The organism is Mycobacterium sp. Aquia_216 (genome assembly GCF_026723865.1).
Classification (GTDB): domain Bacteria; phylum Actinomycetota; class Actinomycetes; order Mycobacteriales; family Mycobacteriaceae; genus Mycobacterium.
Genome location: NZ_CP113529.1, coordinates 1,017,582 through 1,040,133, shown reverse-complemented (window position 1 = coordinate 1,040,133; position 22,552 = coordinate 1,017,582). Strand labels below are relative to the sequence as shown.

Here is a 22,552-nt window from a genome sequence, read left to right as displayed (position 1 = left end):
CAACGCCTACCAGGCGGATGCATTCCGGCCGGCGGTCTGCCCGGGCCTGGCCGATCGTGTTGCGGTGACATATCGGGGCGTAATCGCATTGTCATCGGGGGTGCCACGCCAGCGGGTGCCCATTCCGATCGCGGTGAACAGATCAGCGACATTCCTTTCGACGGTCTGCCAGCCATGGTCCGCCAGATACTGCGGGACAGCGCGATATTCGCCCGGGTAGATCAACCCGGCCAAGTCGACGTCGAGACCGAATTGCCGCCAGCTGTCGACGAACGTCTGCGCGGCCTCCAGCTGGAATGAAGTCCAGGTCGGTAGGTGATCGCCGGCGAATCGACTGCCCGGCGCACTGACCGCACAGACGTCACGCAGCAATTGGTCCTGTCCCTCGGGGGGCAGGAACCCGATCAGCAGTGTCTCGGCGATCCAGGCCGTCGGTTGGGCGGCGTCGAAACCCACCCGCTGCAGGGGCGTCAACCAATCTCGCCGCAGATCGGCGCCCACCGCGCGACGGTTCGCGGTCGACTCGGCGCCCAGTCCGCGCAGCACGGCCGTCTTGAAATCGATGACGTCCGGCTGATCGATCTCGTAGACCGTCGTTGCGGGCGGCCACCACAGCCGGTACGGCCGGGTGTCCAGGCCGGAACCCAGGATCACCACTTGGCGAACGCCCGCCCGTCCGGCAGCGGCAACGAATTCATCCAAGAACCGGGTGTGCGACCCGAGGAGGCTGATCAGCCCGGCCATGATGGCGTTGTCGCCGCCGTCGTCCGCGTACCGTTGGTCTTCGACCATCCGGGTGAAGTACTGCACGCCCGCGGCACGCACCAACGGCTCGGCGAACGGGTCGCTGAGCAGACCCTTAGTGGTCGCCAGCGCCCTGGCGACCGCGCCGAATGTCGCGGTCATTCCGACGCCGCTGTCGGGACCCCACGTGTCGTCGTCGGTCCGTGCCATCAGACGTCGGAGCGGCGCCGCAACGCTAGTGCGACGACCGTTCGCCAACCCAGTAGCAACAGTGCGGTGACCGACGCCGCGACCACGACGAAACTCGCGGCCACACCCGCGGAACTGGCCTTGCGCAACACCATGCCGATCACGACGGTGCACAGCCAGATCACCACCCCGGTGGGCGCCACGGCGGTGGGCCGCCGCCACCCCCGGCCGACCAGCCAACCGATCACCGTGCCGGTGAGAAACGGCCAGGCCGTCGTCGCGATGCCGGGGATGTTGAGGCCTTCGTCGTGGCTGCGGCGTCCCACGGCACAGAACAGGAGCACAGACAGCACGTCGACGCCCAGCCACCCCAGCCGCTGCATGCAGCGAGACTACCGGGCTGGGCGGGGACACTGTTCTTCGCGTCGGACGCGGTGGCAGGCTGACCTCTATGAGTACTCACAAGCCTCCGGCGTTCAACCGAGAAGACCCCCTCGGCCTCGACGCATCGTTGTCGAGCGATGAGATCGCGGTGCGAGACACGGTCAGAAAGTTCTGCGCCGAGCACGTGATCCCCTACATCGCGGAGTGGTTCGAGATCGGCGACCTTCCGGTCCGCCAACTCGGCAAGCAGTTCGGCCAGCTCGGCCTGCTGGGCATGCACCTGGAGGGCTACGGATGCGGCGGTGCGTCGTCGGTGCACTACGGCCTGGCCTGTACCGAGCTGGAGGCCGCCGACTCCGGGGTTCGGTCGATGGTCTCGGTGCAGGGATCGCTGGCGATGTTCGCGATCTGGAACTTCGGCTCCGAGGAACAGAAGCAACAGTGGCTTCCCGGCATGGCCGCCGGCGAACTGCTCGGCTGCTTCGGGCTCACCGAACCCGACGCCGGGTCCGACCCCGCGGCGATGAAAACCCATGCGCGAAAAGATGGTTCGGACTGGGTTCTCAACGGCCGCAAGATGTGGATCACCAACGGTTCGGTCGCCGACGTCGCGGTCGTGTGGGCCAACACCGATGACGATGGGGGCCGCGGAATTCGGGGTTTCCTAGTCCCGACCCGGACCGCGGGCTTCACCGCCAATACGATTCACCACAAGCTGTCATTGCGGGCGTCGATCACCAGCGAGCTGGTACTCGACGACGTGCGGCTACCCGCCGACGCGATGCTGCCCGATGCCCAGGGCCTGCGCGGCCCGCTGTCCTGCCTGTCCGAAGCGCGTTACGGCATCGTCTGGGGATCCATGGGAGCGGCACGCACGGCGTGGCAGGCGGCGCTCGAATACGCGACGCAACGCACCCAGTTCGGCCGGCCGATCGCGGGATTCCAGTTGACCCAGGCGAAACTCGTCGACATGGCCGTCGAATTGCACAAGGGACAGCTGCTGTCACTGCACCTCGGCCGACTCAAGGACAGCGTCGGGCTGCGTCCCGAGCAGGTCAGCTTCGGCAAGCTCAACAACACCCGTGAAGCGATCAAGATCTGCCGGGTCGCTCGAACCATACTGGGCGGCAACGGGATATCGCTGGAATACCCGGTGATCCGGCACATGGTCAACCTGGAGTCGGTGCTGACCTACGAGGGCACCCCCGAGATGCACCAGCTGGTGCTCGGCCAGGCTTTCACCGGTAGCGACGCGTTCCGCTGACAGGAGTACCCAATGCCCGCGCGACTCGAATACACCTCCGAACATCACCAATTCCGGGAACTGGTACGCGATTTCGTGCATCAGACGGTGGTTCCCTCCCACGAGACCTGGGAACAAAACGGTCAATGGGACCGCTCGCTGTTCATCGAAGCGGGAAAGCTTGGGCTGCTGGGCTTTTCGGTCCCTGAGCACCTCGGCGGGGCGGGGGTGACCGACTTTCGCTATAACGCGATCGTGATCGACGAATTGCAGCGGGCCGGGGCCGCGTCCGAGGCGATTTCGTTCACGCTGCAAAACGACATCGTGCTGCCCTACCTCACCGATCTGACGACGCCCGCGCAGCAGCAACGATGGCTACCCGGCGTGGTGACGGGCGAGACGGTACTCGCGATCGCGATGACCGAACCCGGCACCGGAAGCGACTTGGCCGGGATCCGCACCTCCGCGGTGCGCTCGTCCGATTCGCAAGGCGACCACTACGTCGTCAACGGGTCCAAGACGTTCATCTCCAACGGCCAAAGCGGCGACCTGTTCGTCATCGCGGTGCGCACATCGCCGGACCGGCACAGGGGCCTGTCACTGCTCGTCGTCGACGCCGACACCCCGGGATTCCACCGCGGCCGCAATCTCGAGAAGATCGGCCTGCACGCCCAGGACACCAGCGAGCTCACGTTCACCGACATGCGGGTGCCAGCAGACAACCTGCTTGGCGAAGAGGGCGCGGGCTTCTACCAACTGGTGGGGAACCTGCCTCAGGAGCGACTCGCGCTGGGGGTGGGCGCGGTGGCCGCCGCCGAAGCCGTCTTGGCCGAGACGCTCGAGTACGTCCGCGCCCGCAAGGCCTTCGGCACACCGATCGCCAGCTTCCAGCACAGCCAATTCGTGCTGGCCGAACTGGCGACCGAACTCGACATCGCCCGCACCTATCTCGACGACTGCCTCGCCGAACACCTGGTCGGCGGGCTGACCGCGGCGCGGGCCGCCCGGCTGAAATGGTGGACCACCGACCTGCAGGTACGCACCGCCGATCGGTGCCTGCAACTGCACGGCGGATACGGCTACATGCGCGAGTACAGCGTGTCGCGCGCGTTCGTCGACGCCCGCATCCAGACGATCTACGGCGGGACCAACGAGATCATGAAGACCATCATCGCCAAGGACCTGGGTATCTGATGGCCGTCGAAGCCAATGTCAGTGTCGCCTTGATTTACAAGTGCTTTGGTTACGTGCTCAACTCCTTGGTCGACGGGTAGCACGCACGGCTGTAAGACTCAGGCATGCCGTACGTGCGCTTGGTCGCGTGTCTGGTCGCCGCGTGGCTCGTGGCGGCCTGCGGGCACAATTCGCCGCCGACCTCCTCACCGGCCGGCTCCGCCGACCAGGCCAAGGCCGATGCCGTGCTGCGGGTGGTGCAGAACTTCATGACGCAGGCGCACCTGAAAGCCGCGATCGTTCGCGTCACGGTGGACGGCAAGGAGGTCCTCACCCAGGCCGTCGGCGAATCGATGACCGGGGTGCCGGCGACAACCGACATGCACTTCCGCAACGGGGCGGTCGCCATCTCCTACGTGTCGACATTGCTGCTGAAGCTGGTCGACGAGAAGAAGCTGAGCCTTGACGACCGATTGTCGAAGTGGCTGCCCGACTTTCCGAATGCCGGGCGCGTCACGCTGGGGCAACTGGCGCAGATGACATCCGGGTACCCGGATTACGTCATCGGCAACGATCAGTTCGACAACGATTCGTACGCAAACCCGTTCCAGCAGTGGACAACTCAAGACCTTCTCGCGCAGATCTCCGGGCGGCCGCTGCTCTACGATCCGGGAACAAATTGGAACTACGCGCACACCGATTACGTGCTGCTGGGGCTGGCGATGGAGAAGGCGACCGGTCAAGGCATGCCGACGCTGCTGGGCAACGAGGTGCTGGGCCCGCTCGGTCTGAAAAACACGGCGAACTCCGATACCCCCGCAATTCCCTGGCCCGTCCTGCACACCTTCAGCTCCGAGCGGCGTAAGGCGCTCAGAATCCCCGCTGGGACACCGTTCTACGAAGAGTCCACGTACTGGAACCCGTCCTGGACCATCACCCACGGCGCCATTGAGACCACCAACATCTACGACATGGAAGCCACCGCGGTCGGCATCGGCTCGGGCAAGCTGCTCTCGGCGGACTCGTACCAGAAAATGGTGTCGACCGCGCTGCGCGGCAAGACGCACACCCAACCGGGCTGCCCAAGCTGTTTCGACCAAAGCGAGGGCTACACCTACGGTCTGGGCATCATCATCTCCGGCGATTGGCTGATGCAGAATCCGTTGTTCTCCGGGTGTGCGGGTGTCGAGGCCTACCTGCCGGCCCAGAAGATCGCGATCGCCGTCGCGGTCACGTACGCCCCGGAGGCATTCGACGACCAGGGCAACTACAGTAATCAGGCCGACATACTGTTCCGCAAGATCGGCGCGGTGATGGCTCCGAACGCAGCCCCACCGATGCCGCCGGGGAGATGAGCGAAGGAGTTTCAGGTATGCGGGTTCGTGCAATCGCCGCCTGCACGCTGGCCGTGGGTGCGCTGGCCGTGCCAACTGCCGTCGCCGATCCCACCGGCACGCTGCCCCCGATGACAGCGACCAACGGCGGTCCGATCATCGGCGGCGGGGGTGCCGCCCCGCAGATGTCGCAGCAACTCAAAGGCCTCAACGATCCGAACGTGCAAGAGGTCGACGGCCCGGATGCGGCTCAATTCATCGCTGCCGCAGCCGGTATCAGTGATCGCGACCTCGCCTTGCCCTTCATGGCGCTGCAGCGGGCGTTGGGATGCCAGAAGAACAATGCCGGATTCGGGGCGCGTGCCTACCGCCGCAACGACGGGAAGTGGGGAGGCGCGATGCTAATCATCGCCAAGAGCGCTTTCCCGGACGCCGCTGCGATGAAAGCGTGCGAAATGTCCAACTGGCGCAGGCCTTCGATGGGCAGCCCAACGTCGATGTGCAACAGCGGCTGGGCTTATCCCCCACCGACATTCAACGACAAGGGGGGTGACTACATCGTGTTGCTCGCCGGCACGAACTCCGACTTCTGCACCGCGCTCAACGGGAACTACAAGGGCACCGCGGCCGCCTGGCCGTGAGCCTTCGTCCTGACAGCTTTCACAGCGGCCCTGCTACCTAAAGCCACTGGCCATTCGCGTAAACGTGTTAAATTTCCCTAGTCAGACTCCTGTCCAATACGAGGTGAACGCCATGGATTTTGGGTTGCTGCCGCCGGAAGTGAGCTCCGCGCTCATGTACACGGGTCCCGGGGCGGGGCCGATGTTGGCCGTCGCGGCGGGCTGGGACGCGGTAGCCGCCCAGTTAGAGTCCACCGCCAGCGGTTACTCGTCGGAGGTCTCGGGGCTGACCGGCCGGTGGTGGGGGCCCTCGTCGATGACGATGGCCGCCGCGGCCGCACCGTATACGGCGTGGCTGCAGGCTAGCGCCGCCCAAGCCGCACAGACTTCCGCCCAGGCGTACGCGGCGGTTGCCGCCTACGAGGCGGCGTACGCGATGACGGTACCCCCGCCAGTGATCGCGGCCAACCGGGCGCAGCTGATCGCCCTGGTCGCGACCAATTTCCTGGGGCAGAACACTCCCGCGATCGCGGCCACCGAAGCCCAGTACATGGAGATGTGGGTCCAAGACACCACCGCGATGTACGGCTATGCCGCTGCTTCCGAGTCCGCGAGCACCTTGACCCCATACAGCGAACCGCCGCGGACCACCAACCAGACCGGGCAGGCCGCTCAGGCCCGCGCGGTAACTCAGGCCGTAGGCAACACCAGCGCCCGCACCGCCACCCCCGGCCAGGGCAGTAGCGGTAGCCCGCAAGGTGGCCACGGCGGTCGCGGTGGAGGCGGTGACGGTGGCGGGCACTTCGGCGGCGGCGGCAGGCACTTCGGCGGCGGCGGCTTTCACGGGGGCTCCCCGACCCCATTGACGGCGCAGGTCTCCGATCCGACCGGGGTTTCCAGCTTGTTGGGATCACCAGGGCTAGCGGGTACCTCAGGGATCCAACCTCAGTTCGATCCCGGGCTGTTGAGCGGGTAGCGAATTACGTTGTAGCCGTCACCGGCTATCGGGTTCTCCCGCGGCCAACGTGGCGATCGCGATCCAGCGGTGATGGAAATGCCGATAAATGCCGCTCCGCAATGCTTTTCACGATCTTGGAAGAGTCGCAGCCGAAGCCCGGAATGAGATCGGCACCGACTCTTCGGCACGTTAATCGTCGATGTGCGTCGGTGGCTCGTTGAAGGCAAGACCCGAAGGGTGCTGATCGGGACCCAGCGTCTGGCAGTTCGTACTGGTGACGTACACGGGAGACCCGTCGCGCCCGCCAGCAGGGGGGAACACTACGCAGCGTTGCCAAGTGCCGTCGGGCTGAACGGGCCCGTCACACTTGCTGACAGCGAGTCCACCGAACTGGCAACCAGCACTGGCAGGGGGCGACACGGCGATCAGCGCGCCGGCCGTCAGTACGGTAGCCAGTCCTTCGCGGATGAGGTGTTTCAACGGCGTCCCCGGCTCAATCGTCGATGTGCGTCGGCGGGTCCGCAAAGCCGAGACCCCCGGGGTGCTGGTCAGCGCCCATCACATCGCATTGCTTTTCGGGCACGAGGAAGGAACTGGCGCCGCTGGGCACCAAGCGGGTGGTTACCACGCACCGTTGCCAGGTGCCGTCAGGCTGGATGGGTCCATCGCACCTGCTCATAGAGCTGCCACCGTATTGGCAGCCGGCACTGGCCGGGGGCGCGGCGGTGAACAGCGCGCTGGCCGTGAGCACGGTGGCCAGTCCTGCGACGATGAAGTGCTTCATGCTGGTTGGGACATTACCGCTATTGAGCAGGCCGGCGGGATGAGCGCGCCAGAATGTACCGACCGTGTGTCCGGACATCAGGTGTACCCACCGACAACTGAACGTTCATCTCGCTGAAGTCGTACGGTGGACTTGCGCTGCGGAGACTGTAGAGGCCAAAAGGATCTCGAGACCTGAGGAGAACCATGTCGCGCCATCGCGTCGTCATCATCGGAAGCGGGTTCGGCGGGCTGAATGCGGCCAAGGCGCTCAAGCGCGCCGACGTCGACGTCACCCTGATCTCGAAGACGACCACCCACCTGTTCCAGCCGCTGCTCTACCAAGTCGCCACCGGCATCTTGTCCGAAGGCGAGATCGCCCCGGCCACCAGGCTGATCCTGCAGAGGCACAAGAACGTGCGGGTGCTGCTGGGCGAGGTCTACGGCATCGACATAAAGGCCAACACTGTGACGTCGAAGTTGATGGGCATGGAGACGGTGACGCCCTACGACAGCCTGATCGTGGCCGCCGGCGCCCAGCAGTCCTACTTCGGTAACGACCAGTTCGCGACCTACGCCCCCGGCATGAAGACCATCGACGACGCCTTGGAGCTGCGCGGCCGAATCCTCGGCGCCTTCGAGGCCGCCGAGGTCACCGACGATCCCGCCGAACGGGAGCGGCGCCTGACATTCGTCGTGGTCGGAGCCGGACCGACCGGCGTCGAGGTGGCAGGACAGATCAAGGAACTCGCCCACCGCACCTTGAAGGATGCGTTTCGGACCATCGAGCCCCGCGATTGCCGGGTGATCCTGCTCGACGCCGCGCCCGCGGTGTTGCCGCCGATGGGCGAGAAGCTGGGCCTCAAGGCACAAAACCGGCTGGAAAAAATGGGCGTCGAGGTCCAGCTGAACGCGATGGTCGATGACGTGGACTACATGGGCCTCACTGTCAGGGAGAAGGACGGGACCAAGCGCCGCATCGAATGCGCGTGCAAGGTGTGGGCGGCCGGCGTCCAGGCCAGCTCGCTGGGCAAGATCATCGCCGACCAGTCGGACGGCACCGAGGTCGACCGCGCCGGACGGGTCGTCGTGGAGCCCGACCTGACCGTCAAGGGCCACCCCAACGTCTTCGTGGTCGGCGACCTGATGTCGGTGCCCGGGGTTCCAGGGATGGCTCAGGGCGCGATTCAGGGCGCGCACTACGCCACCGCAAGGATCAAAGACATCGTCAAGGGCACCGACGATCCGGCAACGCGCAAGCCCTTCAGCTACTTCGACAAGGGCAGCATGGCGACGATCTCCCGATTCAGCGCGGTCGCCCAGGTCGGCAAGCTGGAGTTCGGCGGCTTCATCGCCTGGCTGGCGTGGCTGGGGCTGCACCTGCTCTACCTGGTCGGCTTCAAGAACCGGTTCACCACAGTGATCGCCTGGTTTATCACCTTCTTGGGCGACGGGAGGGGCCAGATGGCGATCACCACCCAGATGATCTACGCCAGGGTGGTGACACAGAACTGGCTCGAGGCGCAAAACCAGGAAGCGCTGGCCGCCGCTGACCGAGCGGCCGAACAACGAGCCGGCTAGCTCAGGGCCTGGTCGATATCGGCGATCAGATCGTCGGTGTTCTCCAGGCCGACCGAGATACGGACCACGCCGTCGCCGAGCCCGATCGCGGCGCGACCGTCCGGCCCCATCGCCCGGTGTGTCGTCGTCGCCGGGTGTGTGACAAGCGATTTGGCGTCGCCCAGATTGTTCGAGATATCGATCAGGCGCAGCTTGTCCAGCACCTCGAACGCCCGCTCCTTGGCACCGCCGGGTGCGTCTAGTTCGAAGGTGAGAACCGTTCCACCGCCGGACATCTGACGCTTGGCCAAGTCGTACTGCGGGTGCGATGCGAGATACGGGTAGCGCACCCATCTCACCGCCGGATGTCCTTCCAGGAACTCCGCGATCCGGTGCGCCGAGGCGTTGCTGTAATCCACTCGAACCGCCAGTGTCTCTAGGCCTTTCAGTAGCACCCAGGCATTGAACGCGCTCATCGCCGGGCCGGTGTGCCGCATCAGCTTCTGCACCGGGCCGTCGATGTACTCCTGGTCGCCGAGGATGGCACCGCCCAGCACCCGACCCTGACCGTCGATGTGCTTGGTGCCGGAGTACACCACCACGTCGACCCCGAGCGGAAAGCCTTGCTGCAGCAGCGGCGTGGCAAAGACATTGTCCAGCACCACTTTTGCGCCCGCACTGTGCGACAGCTCGGTCACCGCGGCGATATCCACCAGGGACTGCATCGGGTTCGACGGCGTCTCGAAGAACACAGCTCGGGTGGGCTTGGAGGAGTCGGCCAGCGCCCGCTCCCATTGCGCGAGGTCGTCGCCGTCGACGAAGACGGTCTCCACACCCCAGCGCGGCAGGATCTCGTTGCACACCACGAAGCACGAGCCGAACAGGCTGCGGGCGGCTACCAACCGATCGCCGGCGCCCAGCAGCGCGCCCAGTGAGGTGAACACCGCGGCCATGCCGCTGGCGGTCGCGAACGCCGCCGGCGCGCCCTCGATCAACCGCAGCCGTTCCTCGAACATCGACACGGTGGGATTGCCGTAGCGCGAGTACACGAAGCGCTCCAGCTCGCCGCTGAACGACTGCTCGGCCGCCGCCGCCGACGGATAGACGTAGCCGGAGGTCAGAAACATCCCCTCGGCGGTCTCGTCGAACTCGGACCGCAACAGCCCGCCGCGCACGCCGAGGGTGGCTTGGCCGACGCCATCGGGCAGTGCTGCGGGTGTGCGAACCGACGGTTTGTCGGTCATTGCTGTTTCCAGGGCAATCCGACCGCGCGCCAACCGCTTTCACCACGGTGGCCGAGCGCGTCGAGATTGCCCTCGAAACCGTCCAGCACGTTGTAGGACGGCGCGATGCCCGCGTCGGTCGCAGTCTCGGCTGCACCGATGGAGCGGTTGCCCGAGCGACACAGGAAGACCACCGGACCTGACTCCGCCGGGAGCCGGTCCTTCAGTTCGGCCAGGAAGTTCTGGTTGCGCTGCCCGGACGAGGTGTTCCACTCGATGAAGACCGCATCGCGGCCCAGACTCGACAAGTCGGGCACCCCGACGAACCGCCATTCGGCGTCGGTGCGCACGTCGACCAAGACCGCCTGGGGATTGTCGCTCAGCAACTTCCATGCCTCGAGCGGGGTGATATCTCCTGCGTAGCTCATTCGCGTGAGTCTAGTTAACGGCCCCGGGACACCGCGGCGGCCACGTCGCGCGCCCGGTCTCGCGCGGCCGCCACATCCGGTGCGGTGGCCAGTGCGACCCCACACCGCGGGCCGGGTCCTCGATCGAACACGCGGAGATCGCTTTCCGGAACGGCCAGCGCCCCGGTCAGCGCCGCGGCAGTGGACGCCGGGTGACTCGTGCGCGCGGCGGCCGGTGAAATCATCAGGGCGTCCACCGGTAGGCCGAGAATTGCCCGAGCCTGCAGGTCGAACGCCGAAAGCCGCTGGCTGCGCAGGGTTACCCAGGCACTCTGCGGCAGGACGGCGCTGACGTCGGCGAAGTACACCTCGTCGCCGTTGATCATCAATTCGACCCCGAACACACCGCGGCCACCGAGTGCTTTGACGATGCGCGCGGCGATCGACTTGGCGGCGTCGAGGGCGGCCGGGCTCATCTTCTGGGGCTGCCAGGATTCCAGCACATCGGGTTCGGCGCGACGGTGCCCGATCGGTGAGCAGAACTCGATCACCGGGCCGGTCGGGCCCTCACTGCGAATTGCGAGCAGGGTGACGCAAAATTCGACCTCGACCACCGTTTCGGCCAACACCCGCTGCTGCGCGGCTTGCCCCACCGCGCGTCGCCAGGCGGGCTCGATGTCGTCGGACCCGGATACCAGCGAACGCCCGGCCGTCGGGCCCAGCGACTCCACCAGCAACGGATACCCGCCGTGCGCGGCCACCGCCTGCAGTTCGCCGACCGATCCGACGAACCAGAACGGCGCGGTAGGCAGGCCCAGCTGGTCGGCCGCCAACCGGCGCAGCGCCTCCCGGTCGTGGGTCAGCCGGACGGTACGCGCGTTGGGCACCAGTTCGACGGCGTCGTCGTCGGAGCGGGCAGCGAGCACCTCGAGGGCAGCGACGGAGACCGGCTCGGTGGCGGTCACCACGAAGTCCGGTCGCAGCCGGTCGATCGCTGCGGACAACGCGTCGGTCACCGGGTCCGTGTGCTCGTCGACCTGGGCGCCGAGCCGCCGCAGGGCGAGTGCCAGCTCCCGGCTGAGCTCGCCGGAACCCAGCAACATCACCCGGGGCCCGCCCGCGGTCTCTAGCTGTCCTTCGGTCACGCCGTCAGTCACCAGCTAAGGATAGGTGCGCCACGAGAGCAGTCCGGCGCCGATTACGGCTGACCGGGCAATAACCGCACCATAAGGCCGGTGCCTTCGGCCAGAACCGCGTCGTCACCGTCGATCAATTCGGCGGAGACGAAGGCCTTGCGCCCCTCGGTACCGGTGACCCGGCCCCGCACCAGCAACGGCACGTCGATCGGGGTGATCTTGCGATAGTCGACATGCAGGAACGCGGTCCGGCTGATCGGGCGACCCGCGGCGTGCGAGATCATCCCGAACATGTGATCAAACAGCAGCGGCAGCACACCGCCGTGCACCGCCATGTTGCCGCCGACGTGGAACCGCGTGAAATGGCCTCGCATTTCGCAGCCGTCGGGCTCATATCGCGTCAACGTCCACGGCGGCAACAGCAGACTGCCCATGCCGGGCAGTGCCGGAGCCCGCCCGGACGGCGCTACACCCTCATCGGCCTGAAACGGCCCCAGCAGCTCGACCAGTGCGGCGGCCCGATCGGCCGCGTCGTCCCAGACGTCGTCGGCCGGATCGGCCGACACGGCAAGGTCCTGCAGCCGGCGCATGGCCGCCACGAACCGCACGAATCCCGGGCCCGGGGTGACCGGGCCGTATTCCGGGAAGCCGCCGTGGTGTTCGTATTCGGGATCGAGTTCTTTCGGGTCGGCTTCCGTCACTGGCGCGCCGCCAGGATGTCGCGGCGCACGATGGTCTGATCCCGTCCCGGCCCGACGCCGATGCACGAAACATGTGCTCCGGCAAGCTCTTCCAGGCGCAACACGTAGTCACGCGCTTTGGCGGGCAAGTCGTCGAACTCGCGCGCGGCGGAGATGTCCTCCCACCAGCCGGGCAGCTCTTCATAGATCGGTTCGGCTCGGTGCAGATCGGTCTGGGTCATCGGCATCTCGTCGGTCTGCACCCCGTCGACGCGATAGCCGACACACACCGGCACGGTTTCCAGGCTGGACAGCACATCCAGCTTGGTCAGGAAGTAGTCGGTGATGCCGTTCACCCGGGTGGCATAGCGCGCGATCACGGCGTCGAACCAGCCGGTGCGGCGCCGGCGCCCCGTGGTCACGCCGAACTCACCGCCGGTCTTGGACAGGTATTCGCCGAACTCGTCGTGCAGTTCGGTCGGGAACGGCCCGGAGCCCACCCGGGTGGTGTAGGCCTTGAGGATTCCGAGCACGGTGGTGATGCGGGTCGGGCCGATGCCGGATCCGACGGCCGCGCCGCCCGCGGTCGGATTCGAGGACGTCACATAGGGATACGTGCCGTGGTCGACGTCGAGCAGCGTGCCTTGCGAGCCCTCCAGCAGCACGATCTCGCCGGCCGCCAGGGCGTTGTTGAGCAGCAGCCGGGTGTCGGCGATGCGGTGCCGGAACCCTTCGGCCTGTTGCAGCAGGGCGTCGACCACCTGGTGGGGATCCAGCGCCTTGCGGTTGTAGATCTTGACCAGGATCTGGTTTTTGAGGTCCAGGGCGCCCTCGACCTTGTGGGTCAGCAGCTCGGGGTCGAGCACGTCGGCGACCCGGATACCCTGGCGGGCGATCTTGTCCTGGTAGCACGGGCCGATGCCGCGTCCGGTGGTGCCGATCTTCTTGTTGCCCATGTAGCGCTCGGTGACCTTGTCGATGGCCACGTGGTAGGGCAACAGCAGATGCGCGTCGGCGGAGATCAGCAGCTTCGAGGTGTCGACACCGCGATCCTCCAGGCCCTTCAGCTCGTCCAGCAGCACACCGGGATCGATCACCACACCGTTGCCGATGACGTTGGTGACACCGGGCGTCAGCACTCCCGACGGAATCAGATGCAGGGCGAAATTCTCCCCGGTCGGCAAGACGACGGTGTGCCCGGCGTTGTTGCCCCCCTGATACCGCACCACCCACTGCACACGCCCACCGAGCAGGTCAGTGGCCTTACCTTTGCCCTCGTCACCCCATTGGGCGCCGATGAGGACGATTGCCGGCATGACATGCTCCCGCCTGGTCTCGCCTGCTTATTGTGGTCCAGCCGGGGACCAACCATATCCTGGCGACGATGCGGGCCGGTTGCGGCCCGCTGAGGAGGCAGGCAATTCAGCTCGAGCCCAGCAGGTCGCGAGGAGCCCATGAATATCGCCGCGGACACGGTCGGCGTGGCGGTGTTGTGCTTCGCGGCGCGGCGAGTGCCTGCTCCGCTCGACGGCCTGCCGACCCATCACGCCGAGAGCGCGGCCGACGTCGCCGCCATCGACGCCGCGATCGGGCCCTACCGACGACTGGTCATCCTCGGCGTCGACGCCGAGCTGGCCGCCGTGCTGAGCAGGCTGCTGCGCGCCGAACGACTCGACATCGAAGTGGCCTACGCCCCGCCCCGCCGCACCCGCGCCACGCGTATCTACCGCTCACCGGCGGGCCGGCGAGCGGCCCGGCGGGCCCGGCGCGGCACGCCCCGGCGAGTCACTCTGGTGCGCGACGAGACCGGCGCGGTGATCGTGGGCCGGGCCGGCTGGCTGCCTCCCGAGGGCCGGCAGCGGATTCACGGCGAGGCCGTCGTCGATGACACACAGCTGTTCGACGGCGACGTCACCGGCGCGTACATCGAGCCGACACTGGCCATGCCGGGCCTGCGAGCCTCGGTGCACGGAACCTGGCGCCGGTGGGTCGCCGGCCGCGCCGTCCAGCTGGGCAGCACCGGCGTCAAGGTGATCCGGGACGGTGTCGCCGCGCCCCGCCCGGCCCGGCGATCGACGTTCTACCGCCACGTCGAAGGCTGGCTGCTGGTCCGGTAGTTTCGACCGGTGGACTCACACGGGCACGCATCGGTGCGGCCCAGCCCGATCTTTCTGGCACTGGTCGGATTGACGGCCGTCGGAGGCGTGCTGGCCTGGCTGGCCGGCACGACCGTCCGGCCGATTTCGTACGCCGGGGTCTTCATCTTCGTGATCGCCGGCTGGTTGGTGTCGTTGTGCCTGCACGAATTCGGGCACGCGGCGACCGCGTGGCGATTCGGCGACCACGACGAGGCCGTGCGCGGCTACCTGACCCTGGATCCGCGGCGCTATGCCCACCCCGGGCTGTCACTGCTGCTGCCGATGGTTTTCATCGCGCTGGGTGGGATCGGCCTGCCCGGGGCCGCGGTGTACGTGCGCACCTGGTTCATGACGCCGACCCGCCGCACCCTGGTCAGCCTGGCCGGCCCGGCGGCCAACCTGTTGCTGGCGGTGCTGCTGCTGACGCTGACCCGGCTGCTGTTCGACTCGGAGCACTGGGTGCTCTGGGCCGGTGTGGCGTTTCTGGGTTTCCTGCAGATCATGGCGGTGGTGCTGAATCTGCTGCCCATCCCCGGCCTGGACGGCTACGACGCCCTGGAACCGCATCTGAGCCCCGAGACACAGCGCGCCGTGGCGCCCGCCAAGCAGTACGGCGTGTTCATTCTGCTGTTTCTGCTGTTAGCTCCCGCGGTCAACCAGTGGCTGTTCGCGATCGTGGACTGGTTCTTCGACTTCTCCGGGGTGCCGCACCTGCTGGCCAGCGCCGGCAATTCGCTGACCCGCTTCTGGAGCCGCTGGTTCTAAGTCTTGCAATACATGCGATTCCACGCATATATTGATCGGCATGGGCGCCGGACACAGTCACACCCCCGCCGAGGCCGACGCGTCTCGGATGATCCCCCGCATGATCATGGCCGCCGGGATTCTGGCGACGTTCTTCGTCATCGAGCTCACCACGTCGCTGCTGATCAATTCCCTTGCACTGCTGGCCGATGCCGGGCACATGCTGACCGACGTCGTCGCGGTGTTCATGGGACTGGCCGCCGTGATGCTGGCCAAGCGCGGCAGCACGTCGCCGGACCGCACCTACGGCTGGCACCGCGCCGAGGTCTTCACCGCGGTGGCAAACGCCGTGTTGCTGGTCGGGGTGGCGCTGTTCATCCTCTACGAGGCGATCGAACGGCTCGGCACGGGAGCGTCGATCCCCGGCGTGCCGATGATCGTGGTCGCGCTGGCCGGGTTGGTCGCGAACTTCGTAGTGGCGATCCTGCTGCGGTCACAGTCCGAGGGCAGCCTGGCGGTCAAGGGTGCCTATATGGAGGTCATCGCCGACACTGTCGGCAGCCTGGGCGTGCTGATCGCCGGCATCGTGACCGTCACCACGCACTGGCCCTACGCCGACGTCGTGGTCGCCATCTTGGTGGCCCTCTGGGTGCTGCCCCGGGCGTTCGCTCTGGCGCGTGCGGCACTGCGGATCCTGTCCGAGTCGTCGCCGGCCCACATCGACGTCGAGGAGTTGCGTTCGGCGCTGGGCGCCGTTGACGGCGTCACCGACGTGCACGACCTGCACGTGTGGACGCTGTCGCCGGGCAAGGACATGTGCACAGTGCACCTGACCAGCGCCGGCGACTCCACCCGCGTGCTGAGCGATGCGCGCGAGGTCCTGCACGACCGCGGGCTCGAGCACGCCACCGTGCAGATCGAGAATCCCGACCGCGACAACGAATGCTCAGAGAGCAGCTTCTAGAGCCCCAGCTCGTTGCGGGCCGCCGGGTCGCAGTCGTCGAGCAGATCCAGGCAGCGGTTCACCTCGTCGATCTCACCGATCGCGTCGGCGGCCTTGGCCAGCGCCGCCACACAGCGCAGGAAGCCGCGGTTGGGCTCGTGCGCGTAGGGCACCGGCCCGAAGCCCTTCCAGCCGTTGCGGCGCAACTGGTCCAGGCCGCGGTGGTAGCCGGTGCGGGCGTACGCATACGCCGTGATGGCCCGGTCCTCGGCCAGTGCCTCCTCGGCGAGGGCCGCCCAGGCCACCGACGCCGACGGATGAGCCGCGGCGACGATGCCCGGATTCTCGTCGGCGAGCAGTTCGGCTTCGGCTTCGCTGTCGCCGGGCAGCAGGATCGGCTCGGGTCCCAAGAGATCGCCCATCGGTGTCATAAGTTCTATTCTGCCGTCCCGCCGCGGGTCGCTAAGCTGCAACTCATGCCCAACCCATCGGAGCCCGACCGCGAACACGGGGTCGAGCCTGCTGGCGGCGCGGAATCGGAGCAGGTCGATGAGGCCACCGAGGCCTACCCGCTGGTCCCTCCCGACCCCGAGACCGAAACCGTGGTGATCAATCCCGATCCGAACAACCAGCTCGAGGGCGACCCGGCAGCGCAGCAGCTCGAACGTCGCTTCACCGCGCCCGGCTTCGACGCGAAAGAAACGGCGATCATCGCCACCACTCCGGAGCCCGCGACAGAAGTGTTCTCGACGGTACCGGGGCGGCCCGGCTCGCCCGGCCCGCTTGGGCAGCCGCCGTTGTCTCCGAAAGCCGCTGCGCCGCAATCTATCCCGGGCCGCGACGGGAACAAGCCACGGTCGGTGTCCAGGAACTTCAACTGGGGCTGGGTGCTGGCGATCACCGTGATCGTGTTGGCACTGGCGGCGATCGCAATCCTGGGGACCGTGCTGCTGACCCGCGGAAAGCACTCCCACGTCTCGCAGGAAGACCTCGTGCGCCAGTCCATCCACTCCTTCGACACCGCCGTGCAGCGCGGCGACCTGACCCAGCTGCGCAGCATCACCTGCGGCACCACCCGCGACGGCTACGTCGATTACGACGAGCACTCCTGGAGTGAGACCTACCAACGGGTTTCGGCGGCCAAGCAGTTTCCGGTGATCGCCAGCATCGACCAGATCGTCGTCAACGGCCAGCACGCCGAGGCCAACATCACCACGTTCATGGCCTACGACCCGCAGGTCCGCTCGACGCGCAGCCTCGACCTGCAGTTCCGCGACGATCAGTGGAAGATCTGCCAATCCCCGAGCGGCTAGACGCGGAGTTTCGCGCCGAGTGCGCGGCCAGCCGCACGTTCGGTGCCGAGTGTGCGGCCAGCCGCACGTTCGAGGAGAGCGGCTAGACGCCGACTGACTTTCCGGCGCAGTGCAGGTCGTTGCAGGCCTCCACGACGCGCTCGGTCATGCTGGCCTCGGCCTTCTTGAGGTAGCTGCGCGGGTCGTAGACCTTCTTGTTGCCCACCTCGCCGTCGACCTTGAGCACGCCGTCGTAGTTGGTGAACATGTGGGCGGCGAGCGGGCGGGTGAACGCGTACTGGGTGTCGGTGTCGACGTTCATCTTCACCACGCCGTAGCGCAGCGCCTCCTCGATCTCCGACTTCAGCGAGCCCGAGCCGCCGTGGAAGACGAAATCGAACGGCTTGGAACCCTCGGACAGTCCGAGCTTGGCGACCGCGACCTTCTGACCCTCGTCGAGGATGTCGGGACGCAGCTTCACGTTGCCGGGCTTGTAGACGCCGTGCACGTTGCCGAAGGTCGCGGCCAGCAGGTACTTGCCGTGCTCGCCGTGGCCCAGCGCGTCGATGGTCTTCTCGAAGTCTTCCGGGGTGGTGTACAACTTGTCGTCGATCGCGCCCTCGACGCCGTCCTCCTCGCCACCGACCACGCCGATCTCGACCTCGAGGATGATCTTCGCCGCCGCGGCGTCCTTGAGCAGCTCCTTGGCGATCGCGAGGTTCTCGTCGATCGGCACCGCCGAGCCGTCCCACATGTGCGACTGGAACAGCGGGTTCTTGCCCGCGGCCACCCGCTCCGCCGAGATCGCCAGCAGCGGGCGCACGTAGGTGTCCAGCTTGTCCTTGGGGCAGTGGTCGGTGTGCAACGCGACGTTGATCGGGTACTTGGCCGCGATGCTGCGGGTGAACTTGGCCAAGGCGACCGCGCCGCTGACCATGTCCTTGACGCCGAGGCCGGAGGCGAACTCCGCACCACCGGTGGAGAACTGGATGATGCCGTCGCTGCCGGCGTCGGCGAAACCCTTGATGGCGGCGTTGACGGTCTCCGAAGAGGTGCAGTTGATGGCCGGGAAGGCGTACGCATTCTCCTTGGCGCGTCCCAGCATCTCGGCGTAGACCTCGGGGGTGGCGATGGGCATGAATTCCTCCTGAAGACTTCAGTTGCCCCAGTATCGCAACCCGACGTTGGCGGCGGGCACCCACCTCGGGGCCGGTATGTTGAGACATCATGAGCACCGCCGTGACGGCCCTGCCCGACATCGTCGACCCGATGTTCTGGATCGGACCCCAGGGCCTGTTCGCCTCCGCGGTGCTGCCGACCATCCTGGTCATCGTCTTCGTCGAGACCGGCCTGCTGTTTCCGCTGCTACCTGGCGAGTCGCTGCTGTTCACGGGCGGATTGCTGGCCGCCCATGGAACGCTCAATATCTGGGTGCTGGCCCCGTCCGTCGCGCTGGTCGCGATCCTCGGCGATCAGACCGGGTATTTCATCGGTCGACGGATCGGCCCGGCGCTGTTCAAGAAGGAAGATTCCCGGTTCTTCAAGCAGCACTATGTGACCGAGTCGCACGCCTTCTTCGAGAAGTACGGGCCCGCGGCGATCATCCTGGCCCGCTTCATGCCGTTCGTGCGGACGTTCACGCCGGTCGTCGCCGGGGTGTCCTACATGCGCTATCCGGTGTTCCTGGGATTCGACATCGTCGGCGGCGTGCTCTGGGGCAGCGGTGTGACGGTGGCCGGCTACTTCCTGGGCAACGTGCCGTTCGTCCACCAGAATCTGGAAAAGATCATTCTGGCCATCCTGTTCGTCTCGCTATTGCCGGCGCTGATCGCCGCCACGCGGAGTTACCTGGCGCGACGGCGCAACCAGGTCGATCAGGACACCTGAGTTCTGCGGTACTGAACGAAGCCGTCGAACAGCTCGGGCCTGTCCACCGAACTCTGCTGCACGGCATCGGCCGGGTCGGTACCGAGCAGGATCCGCTTGATCGGGATCTCCAGCCGCTTACCGGTCAGCGTTCGCGGAATCCCCGCAACCACCAGGATGTCGTCGGGCACATGACGCGGTGAGGCGTGGCGGCGGATCTCCGCCACGATCCGCGAACGCAGCTCCTCGTCGAGCTCCACCCCCCCTTCGAGGTCAACAAACAGCGGCATCCAGTAGCCGCCGTCGCTCTGCTCGACGCCGACGACCAGGCAGTCGCGCACCTCCGGGATACCTTCCACCGCGCCGTAAATCTCCGCGCTGCCCATCCGAACCCCTAGCCGGTTCAGGGTGGCATCCGAACGGCCATGCACCACAACCGATCCCCGATCGCTGATGGTGATCCAGTCGCCGTGACACCACACCCCCGGGTACTTCTCGAAGTAAGCGGCGCGGTAGCGGCTGCCGTCGGGGTCGTTCCAGAAGAACACCGGCATCGAGGGCATCGGCTGGGTCAGCACCAGTTCGCCTTCTTCGCCGATCACGGGTTGCCCAGGGCCCGTCCAGGATTCGATGGCCGCGCCGAGGCAGATGCAGGACAGCTCGCCGGGCACCACCGGCACCGTCGGACTTCCGCCGATGAACGCGGTGCACACGTCGGTGCCACCGGACAGCGATACCACCGGAACTTTGCGGCCCAGCCCTTCCTGCACCCACGCGAACGCGGAGGCCGGCAACGGCGAGCCGGTGGAACCCACCGCGCGCAAGTTGTCGAGCGGGTACGACTTGCCGGGCGTGAGTTCCTTTTTCGCGCAGGCCAGCAGGTAGCCCGCGCCCGCGCCCAGCATCGTGACGTTGTTTTCCGCCGCGACGCGCCAGAGGCCGTCGGTGCCCAAATGTGTTGGGCTGCCGTCGTAAAGCACGATGGTTGACTCGACCAGCAGCCCGGACACCAAGAAGTTCCACATCATCCAGCTGGTGGACGAGTACCACAGGAAGCGGTCGCCGGGGTGCAGATCCAGTTGCAGGCTCAGGTATTTCAGGTGCTCGAGCACTACGCCGCCGTGACAGTGCACGATGCCCTTCGGCTTGCCGGTGGTGCCGGACGAGAACATCACCCACAGCGGATGCGCGAACGGCACCGGCGTGATCTCGAGGGGAGCCTCTTCGGCGACCGCCGCCGCCCACGGCACCAGTTGGTCGTCGCTGGGCACGTCGAGTCCGAGCCGCGGCACCAGGACCGTGGCCCGCAGCGTCGGCATCGCCTGCCGAATCGCGGCCAGTTCGTCGCGGCGATCAATCCGCTTGCCGCCGAACACCGAGCCGTCGGTGGCCACCAATACGGCCGGATTCACCTGACCCAGCCGGGCGATCACGCCGTCGACCGCGAGGTCCTGGTTGCACACCGCCCAGTACGCGCCGATGCTGGCCGTGGCCAGCGCCGCGACGACGGCCTCGCCGACATTGGGCAGGAATCCGACAACGCTGTCGCCGGACTGGACGCCCAGGCCGCGCAGGTACGCCGCGAACGCCGCGGTCTCGCGCTGCAGCCGCGCCCAGGACCACTCGCAGGTGCCGTCCTCGCCGACGACGATCATCGCGGGCCGCTCGTCGGTGGCGTGCCGGAACACCTCGGTGGCGTAATTCAGCGTCGCGCCGGGGAACCACTCGGCGCCGGGCATGGAACGGTTGCCCAGTACGGCCAGCGGTGGGGTGTCGGCCTGGACGTCGAAGAACTTGAAAATCGCGTCCCAGAACCATTCGATGTCGGTGACCGACTTCGACCAGAGTTGTTGGTAGTCATCAAAATGACCGCGCCCGGTCTCGTTGAGCCAGGCCGAAAAGCGGGTGAGGTTGGCGGCCTCGAGGGTCGCCTCGTCGGGAATCCAGCCACCCGGTTCGGTCATTGGCCGGGCCGTTCGGCGTCGTTGCCTGCTGTCACGGCGGTGACGTTACATGCGGCCTCCATCAGCATCCACCCCGACAGCTGCACCGACAGGTCCCGCTCGGGAGTCGCAGAAGCGTTCACCGCGCCCGCGACGAACTGCGCCTGTGCGCCACCGATCGTCGGCAGCTCGGCGTCGCGGTCCCAAAACGACCCGAACAGCGGCAGCCCGTCCACTGTCTGCCGGTAGTCCCAGGCCGATTTCGCGCTGGACAGCACGATCGTGCGCGCGGTGTCACGGGCCACCGCATCGTCGGCGGACTCACCGGGCAGGTCGGTGACGACCAGCGCGAGGTAGCGGGCGGTGATGCCGGCGAAGAGTCCGCCGTCGCCGCCACCGGAACCCTTTAGCACCCCCGACGGCGCCATGTGTTCATGCACGGCGGCGACCAGCCGGTGTACCCGCTGGCCATGTCTGGCCCTGACCTCGGCGCCGGTGCGCTTGGCCAACTCGGTTTCCAGCCCGAGCACGACGCCCTGGCAGTAGGTGTACTGCGCGCGGACCAGCGAGCCGGCCTTGATGCCGTCGAACACCAAATGCGTTTCGGGGTCGATCAGGGTGCGGTCAATCCAGTCGCCCATCTGCCCGGCGCGTTTGAGGTGGTCTCCATACCGGGCCAGAAAGATTCCGGCCGGCCCGTTGCCCGGGGCGTTGAAGAACTGGTCTTGCTTGCGCCACGGAATGCCGCCGCCGTCTTCGGGCACCCACGCCTTGAGGAACTGGTCGGCAAGCGTGGGCAGGGCGCGGCTGCGCTCGACGCCGGCTATCCGGGCGGCGCGTTCCAGCGCCAGCGCCAGCCACGCCATGTCGTCGTAATAGCTGTTGGTCCAGCGAAAGTTGTTGCGCAGTCGGTGCGAGCGGACCTGCCGGTTGATCTGGGTGTGCCGGTGCGGCTGCGGGTCGCGCAGCTGCGCATCGACAAGACAATCGAGCAGATGCGCCTGCCACCAGTAGTGCCAGGTGCCGAACAGCCGGTCCCGCCGCGTCGCCGGCCAGGCCACCACTCCCAGCTGGGTCCCCGGCAACCCCCACAGCCGTTTCAGGTGGCGTTGCGCGACAGCCGCTTCGGCGCTGGCAGCCCGGTTGGCCCATAGCTGATCCATACCTGCCGATCCTGCCTCATCCACCGCACCGGCGGAGTTGACCTGCCGCT

The 22,552-nt window shown here is 66.8% G+C and carries 23 protein-coding genes and 1 pseudogene; 11 read left to right on the top strand and 13 right to left on the bottom strand.

The features are described from left to right. Positions 1-6: 6 nt before the first annotated feature. Together OK015_RS04895 and OK015_RS04890 are read right to left on the bottom strand one after the other, a co-directional pair. Positions 7-954: an SAM-dependent methyltransferase gene (locus OK015_RS04895; RefSeq protein ID WP_268129686.1), complete on the bottom strand. Its 948-nt coding sequence runs from the start codon at positions 952-954 to the stop codon at positions 7-9. After that, complete coding sequence (locus tag OK015_RS04890; RefSeq protein ID WP_268129684.1) at positions 954-1,316, bottom strand: DUF3054 domain-containing protein; 363 nt, start codon at positions 1,314-1,316, stop codon at positions 954-956. The genes OK015_RS04895 and OK015_RS04890 overlap by 1 nt, the downstream gene beginning before the upstream one ends. A gap of 68 nt (positions 1,317-1,384) precedes the next feature. Here OK015_RS04890 and OK015_RS04885 point away from each other — a divergent pair, with 68 nt between their 5' ends. From OK015_RS04885 to OK015_RS04865, 5 genes and pseudogenes are all read left to right on the top strand, one after another. Continuing rightward, the gene (locus OK015_RS04885; RefSeq protein WP_268129683.1) at positions 1,385-2,581 is read left to right on the top strand and encodes an acyl-CoA dehydrogenase; all 1,197 of its coding nucleotides are present in this window, start codon (positions 1,385-1,387) and stop codon (positions 2,579-2,581) included. A gap of 12 nt (positions 2,582-2,593) precedes the next feature. Then, entirely contained in the window at positions 2,594-3,754 is a 1,161-nt protein-coding gene (locus OK015_RS04880; RefSeq protein WP_268129681.1) for an acyl-CoA dehydrogenase family protein, read from the top strand. A gap of 104 nt (positions 3,755-3,858) precedes the next feature. After that, on the top strand, positions 3,859-5,088 hold the full coding sequence (locus tag OK015_RS04875) for a serine hydrolase domain-containing protein (protein WP_268129679.1): 1,230 nt from the start codon (positions 3,859-3,861) through the stop codon (positions 5,086-5,088). 17 nt (positions 5,089-5,105) lie between these two features. Next, entirely contained in the window at positions 5,106-5,708 is a 603-nt protein-coding gene (locus tag OK015_RS04870; RefSeq protein WP_268129678.1) for a hypothetical protein, read from the top strand. Positions 5,709-5,820: 112 nt separating this feature from the next. Beyond that, positions 5,821-6,444, top strand: a pseudogene (locus OK015_RS04865) (PPE family protein); the annotation flags it as partial. A gap of 390 nt (positions 6,445-6,834) precedes the next feature. Here OK015_RS04865 and OK015_RS04860 read toward each other — a convergent pair. Continuing rightward, complete coding sequence (locus OK015_RS04860) at positions 6,835-7,125, bottom strand: CDGP domain-containing protein (protein WP_268129676.1); 291 nt, start codon at positions 7,123-7,125, stop codon at positions 6,835-6,837. Positions 7,126-7,138: 13 nt separating this feature from the next. Then, the gene (locus OK015_RS04855; RefSeq protein ID WP_268132449.1) at positions 7,139-7,429 is read right to left on the bottom strand and encodes a CDGP domain-containing protein; all 291 of its coding nucleotides are present in this window, start codon (positions 7,427-7,429) and stop codon (positions 7,139-7,141) included. A 185-nt stretch (positions 7,430-7,614) separates the two neighbouring features. Here OK015_RS04855 and OK015_RS04850 point away from each other — a divergent pair, with 185 nt between their 5' ends. After that, positions 7,615-8,988 carry an NAD(P)/FAD-dependent oxidoreductase gene (locus tag OK015_RS04850; protein WP_268129674.1) on the top strand — a complete coding sequence of 458 codons (1,374 nt, stop codon included), beginning with the start codon at positions 7,615-7,617 and terminating at the stop codon, positions 8,986-8,988. Here the strand turns inward: OK015_RS04850 and OK015_RS04845 are convergent. From OK015_RS04845 to OK015_RS04825, 5 genes are read right to left on the bottom strand one after another with little or no spacing between them, the layout of a single operon-like run. Then, on the bottom strand, positions 8,985-10,211 hold the full coding sequence (locus OK015_RS04845) for an O-succinylhomoserine sulfhydrylase (RefSeq protein ID WP_268129672.1): 1,227 nt from the start codon (positions 10,209-10,211) through the stop codon (positions 8,985-8,987). The two genes, OK015_RS04850 and OK015_RS04845, sit on opposite strands and share 4 nt — an antisense overlap. Then, positions 10,208-10,618, bottom strand: coding sequence for a rhodanese-like domain-containing protein (locus OK015_RS04840; RefSeq protein ID WP_268129671.1), 411 nt, complete (start codon positions 10,616-10,618; stop codon positions 10,208-10,210). Before OK015_RS04840 ends, OK015_RS04845 begins: the two co-directional genes overlap by 4 nt. Before the next feature lie 14 nt (positions 10,619-10,632). Then, positions 10,633-11,754, bottom strand: a complete 1,122-nt coding sequence (locus OK015_RS04835) for an ATP-grasp domain-containing protein (protein ID WP_442791204.1) — start codon at positions 11,752-11,754, stop codon at positions 10,633-10,635. A 41-nt stretch (positions 11,755-11,795) separates the two neighbouring features. Further along, positions 11,796-12,434: a PaaI family thioesterase gene (locus OK015_RS04830; RefSeq protein WP_268129669.1), complete on the bottom strand. Its 639-nt coding sequence runs from the start codon at positions 12,432-12,434 to the stop codon at positions 11,796-11,798. Beyond that, on the bottom strand, positions 12,431-13,729 hold the full coding sequence (locus OK015_RS04825; protein ID WP_268129667.1) for an adenylosuccinate synthase: 1,299 nt from the start codon (positions 13,727-13,729) through the stop codon (positions 12,431-12,433). Before OK015_RS04825 ends, OK015_RS04830 begins: the two co-directional genes overlap by 4 nt. A gap of 138 nt (positions 13,730-13,867) precedes the next feature. Here OK015_RS04825 and OK015_RS04820 point away from each other — a divergent pair, with 138 nt between their 5' ends. Genes OK015_RS04820 through OK015_RS04810 form a run of 3 tightly spaced genes read left to right on the top strand, consistent with a single transcriptional unit; the run spans position 13,868 to position 16,259 of the window. Further along, entirely contained in the window at positions 13,868-14,530 is a 663-nt protein-coding gene (locus tag OK015_RS04820; protein WP_268129665.1) for a peptidase M50, read from the top strand. Positions 14,531-14,539: 9 nt separating this feature from the next. Next, a complete protein-coding gene (locus tag OK015_RS04815; protein WP_268129663.1) occupies positions 14,540-15,316 on the top strand; it encodes a site-2 protease family protein in 777 nt (258 codons plus the stop codon). 40 nt (positions 15,317-15,356) lie between these two features. Next, entirely contained in the window at positions 15,357-16,259 is a 903-nt protein-coding gene (locus OK015_RS04810; protein ID WP_268129661.1) for a cation diffusion facilitator family transporter, read from the top strand. Here the strand turns inward: OK015_RS04810 and OK015_RS04805 are convergent. After that, positions 16,256-16,669: a DUF3151 domain-containing protein gene (locus OK015_RS04805; RefSeq protein WP_268129659.1), complete on the bottom strand. Its 414-nt coding sequence runs from the start codon at positions 16,667-16,669 to the stop codon at positions 16,256-16,258. The two genes, OK015_RS04810 and OK015_RS04805, sit on opposite strands and share 4 nt — an antisense overlap. 45 nt (positions 16,670-16,714) lie before the next feature. On the opposite strand from OK015_RS04805, the gene OK015_RS04800 reads away from it, so the two are divergent. Then, positions 16,715-17,551: an Rv0361 family membrane protein gene (locus OK015_RS04800; RefSeq protein ID WP_268129658.1), complete on the top strand. Its 837-nt coding sequence runs from the start codon at positions 16,715-16,717 to the stop codon at positions 17,549-17,551. Between the two features lie 82 nt (positions 17,552-17,633). On the opposite strand, the gene fbaA is transcribed toward OK015_RS04800, so the two are convergent. Further along, entirely contained in the window at positions 17,634-18,668 is a 1,035-nt protein-coding gene (gene fbaA / locus OK015_RS04795) for a class II fructose-bisphosphate aldolase (protein ID WP_268129656.1), read from the bottom strand. 89 nt (positions 18,669-18,757) lie between these two features. Between fbaA and OK015_RS04790 the strand changes: the two genes are divergently transcribed. Further along, the gene (locus OK015_RS04790) at positions 18,758-19,417 is read left to right on the top strand and encodes a DedA family protein (protein ID WP_268129654.1); all 660 of its coding nucleotides are present in this window, start codon (positions 18,758-18,760) and stop codon (positions 19,415-19,417) included. Here OK015_RS04790 and OK015_RS04785 read toward each other — a convergent pair. Beyond that, positions 19,405-21,360 carry an acetoacetate--CoA ligase gene (locus OK015_RS04785; RefSeq protein ID WP_268129652.1) on the bottom strand — a complete coding sequence of 652 codons (1,956 nt, stop codon included), beginning with the start codon at positions 21,358-21,360 and terminating at the stop codon, positions 19,405-19,407. The genes OK015_RS04790 and OK015_RS04785 overlap by 13 nt on opposite strands. Beyond that, positions 21,357-22,502 carry a glycoside hydrolase family 76 protein gene (locus OK015_RS04780; protein WP_268129650.1) on the bottom strand — a complete coding sequence of 382 codons (1,146 nt, stop codon included), beginning with the start codon at positions 22,500-22,502 and terminating at the stop codon, positions 21,357-21,359. Before OK015_RS04780 ends, OK015_RS04785 begins: the two co-directional genes overlap by 4 nt. Positions 22,503-22,552: the final 50 nt, after the last annotated feature.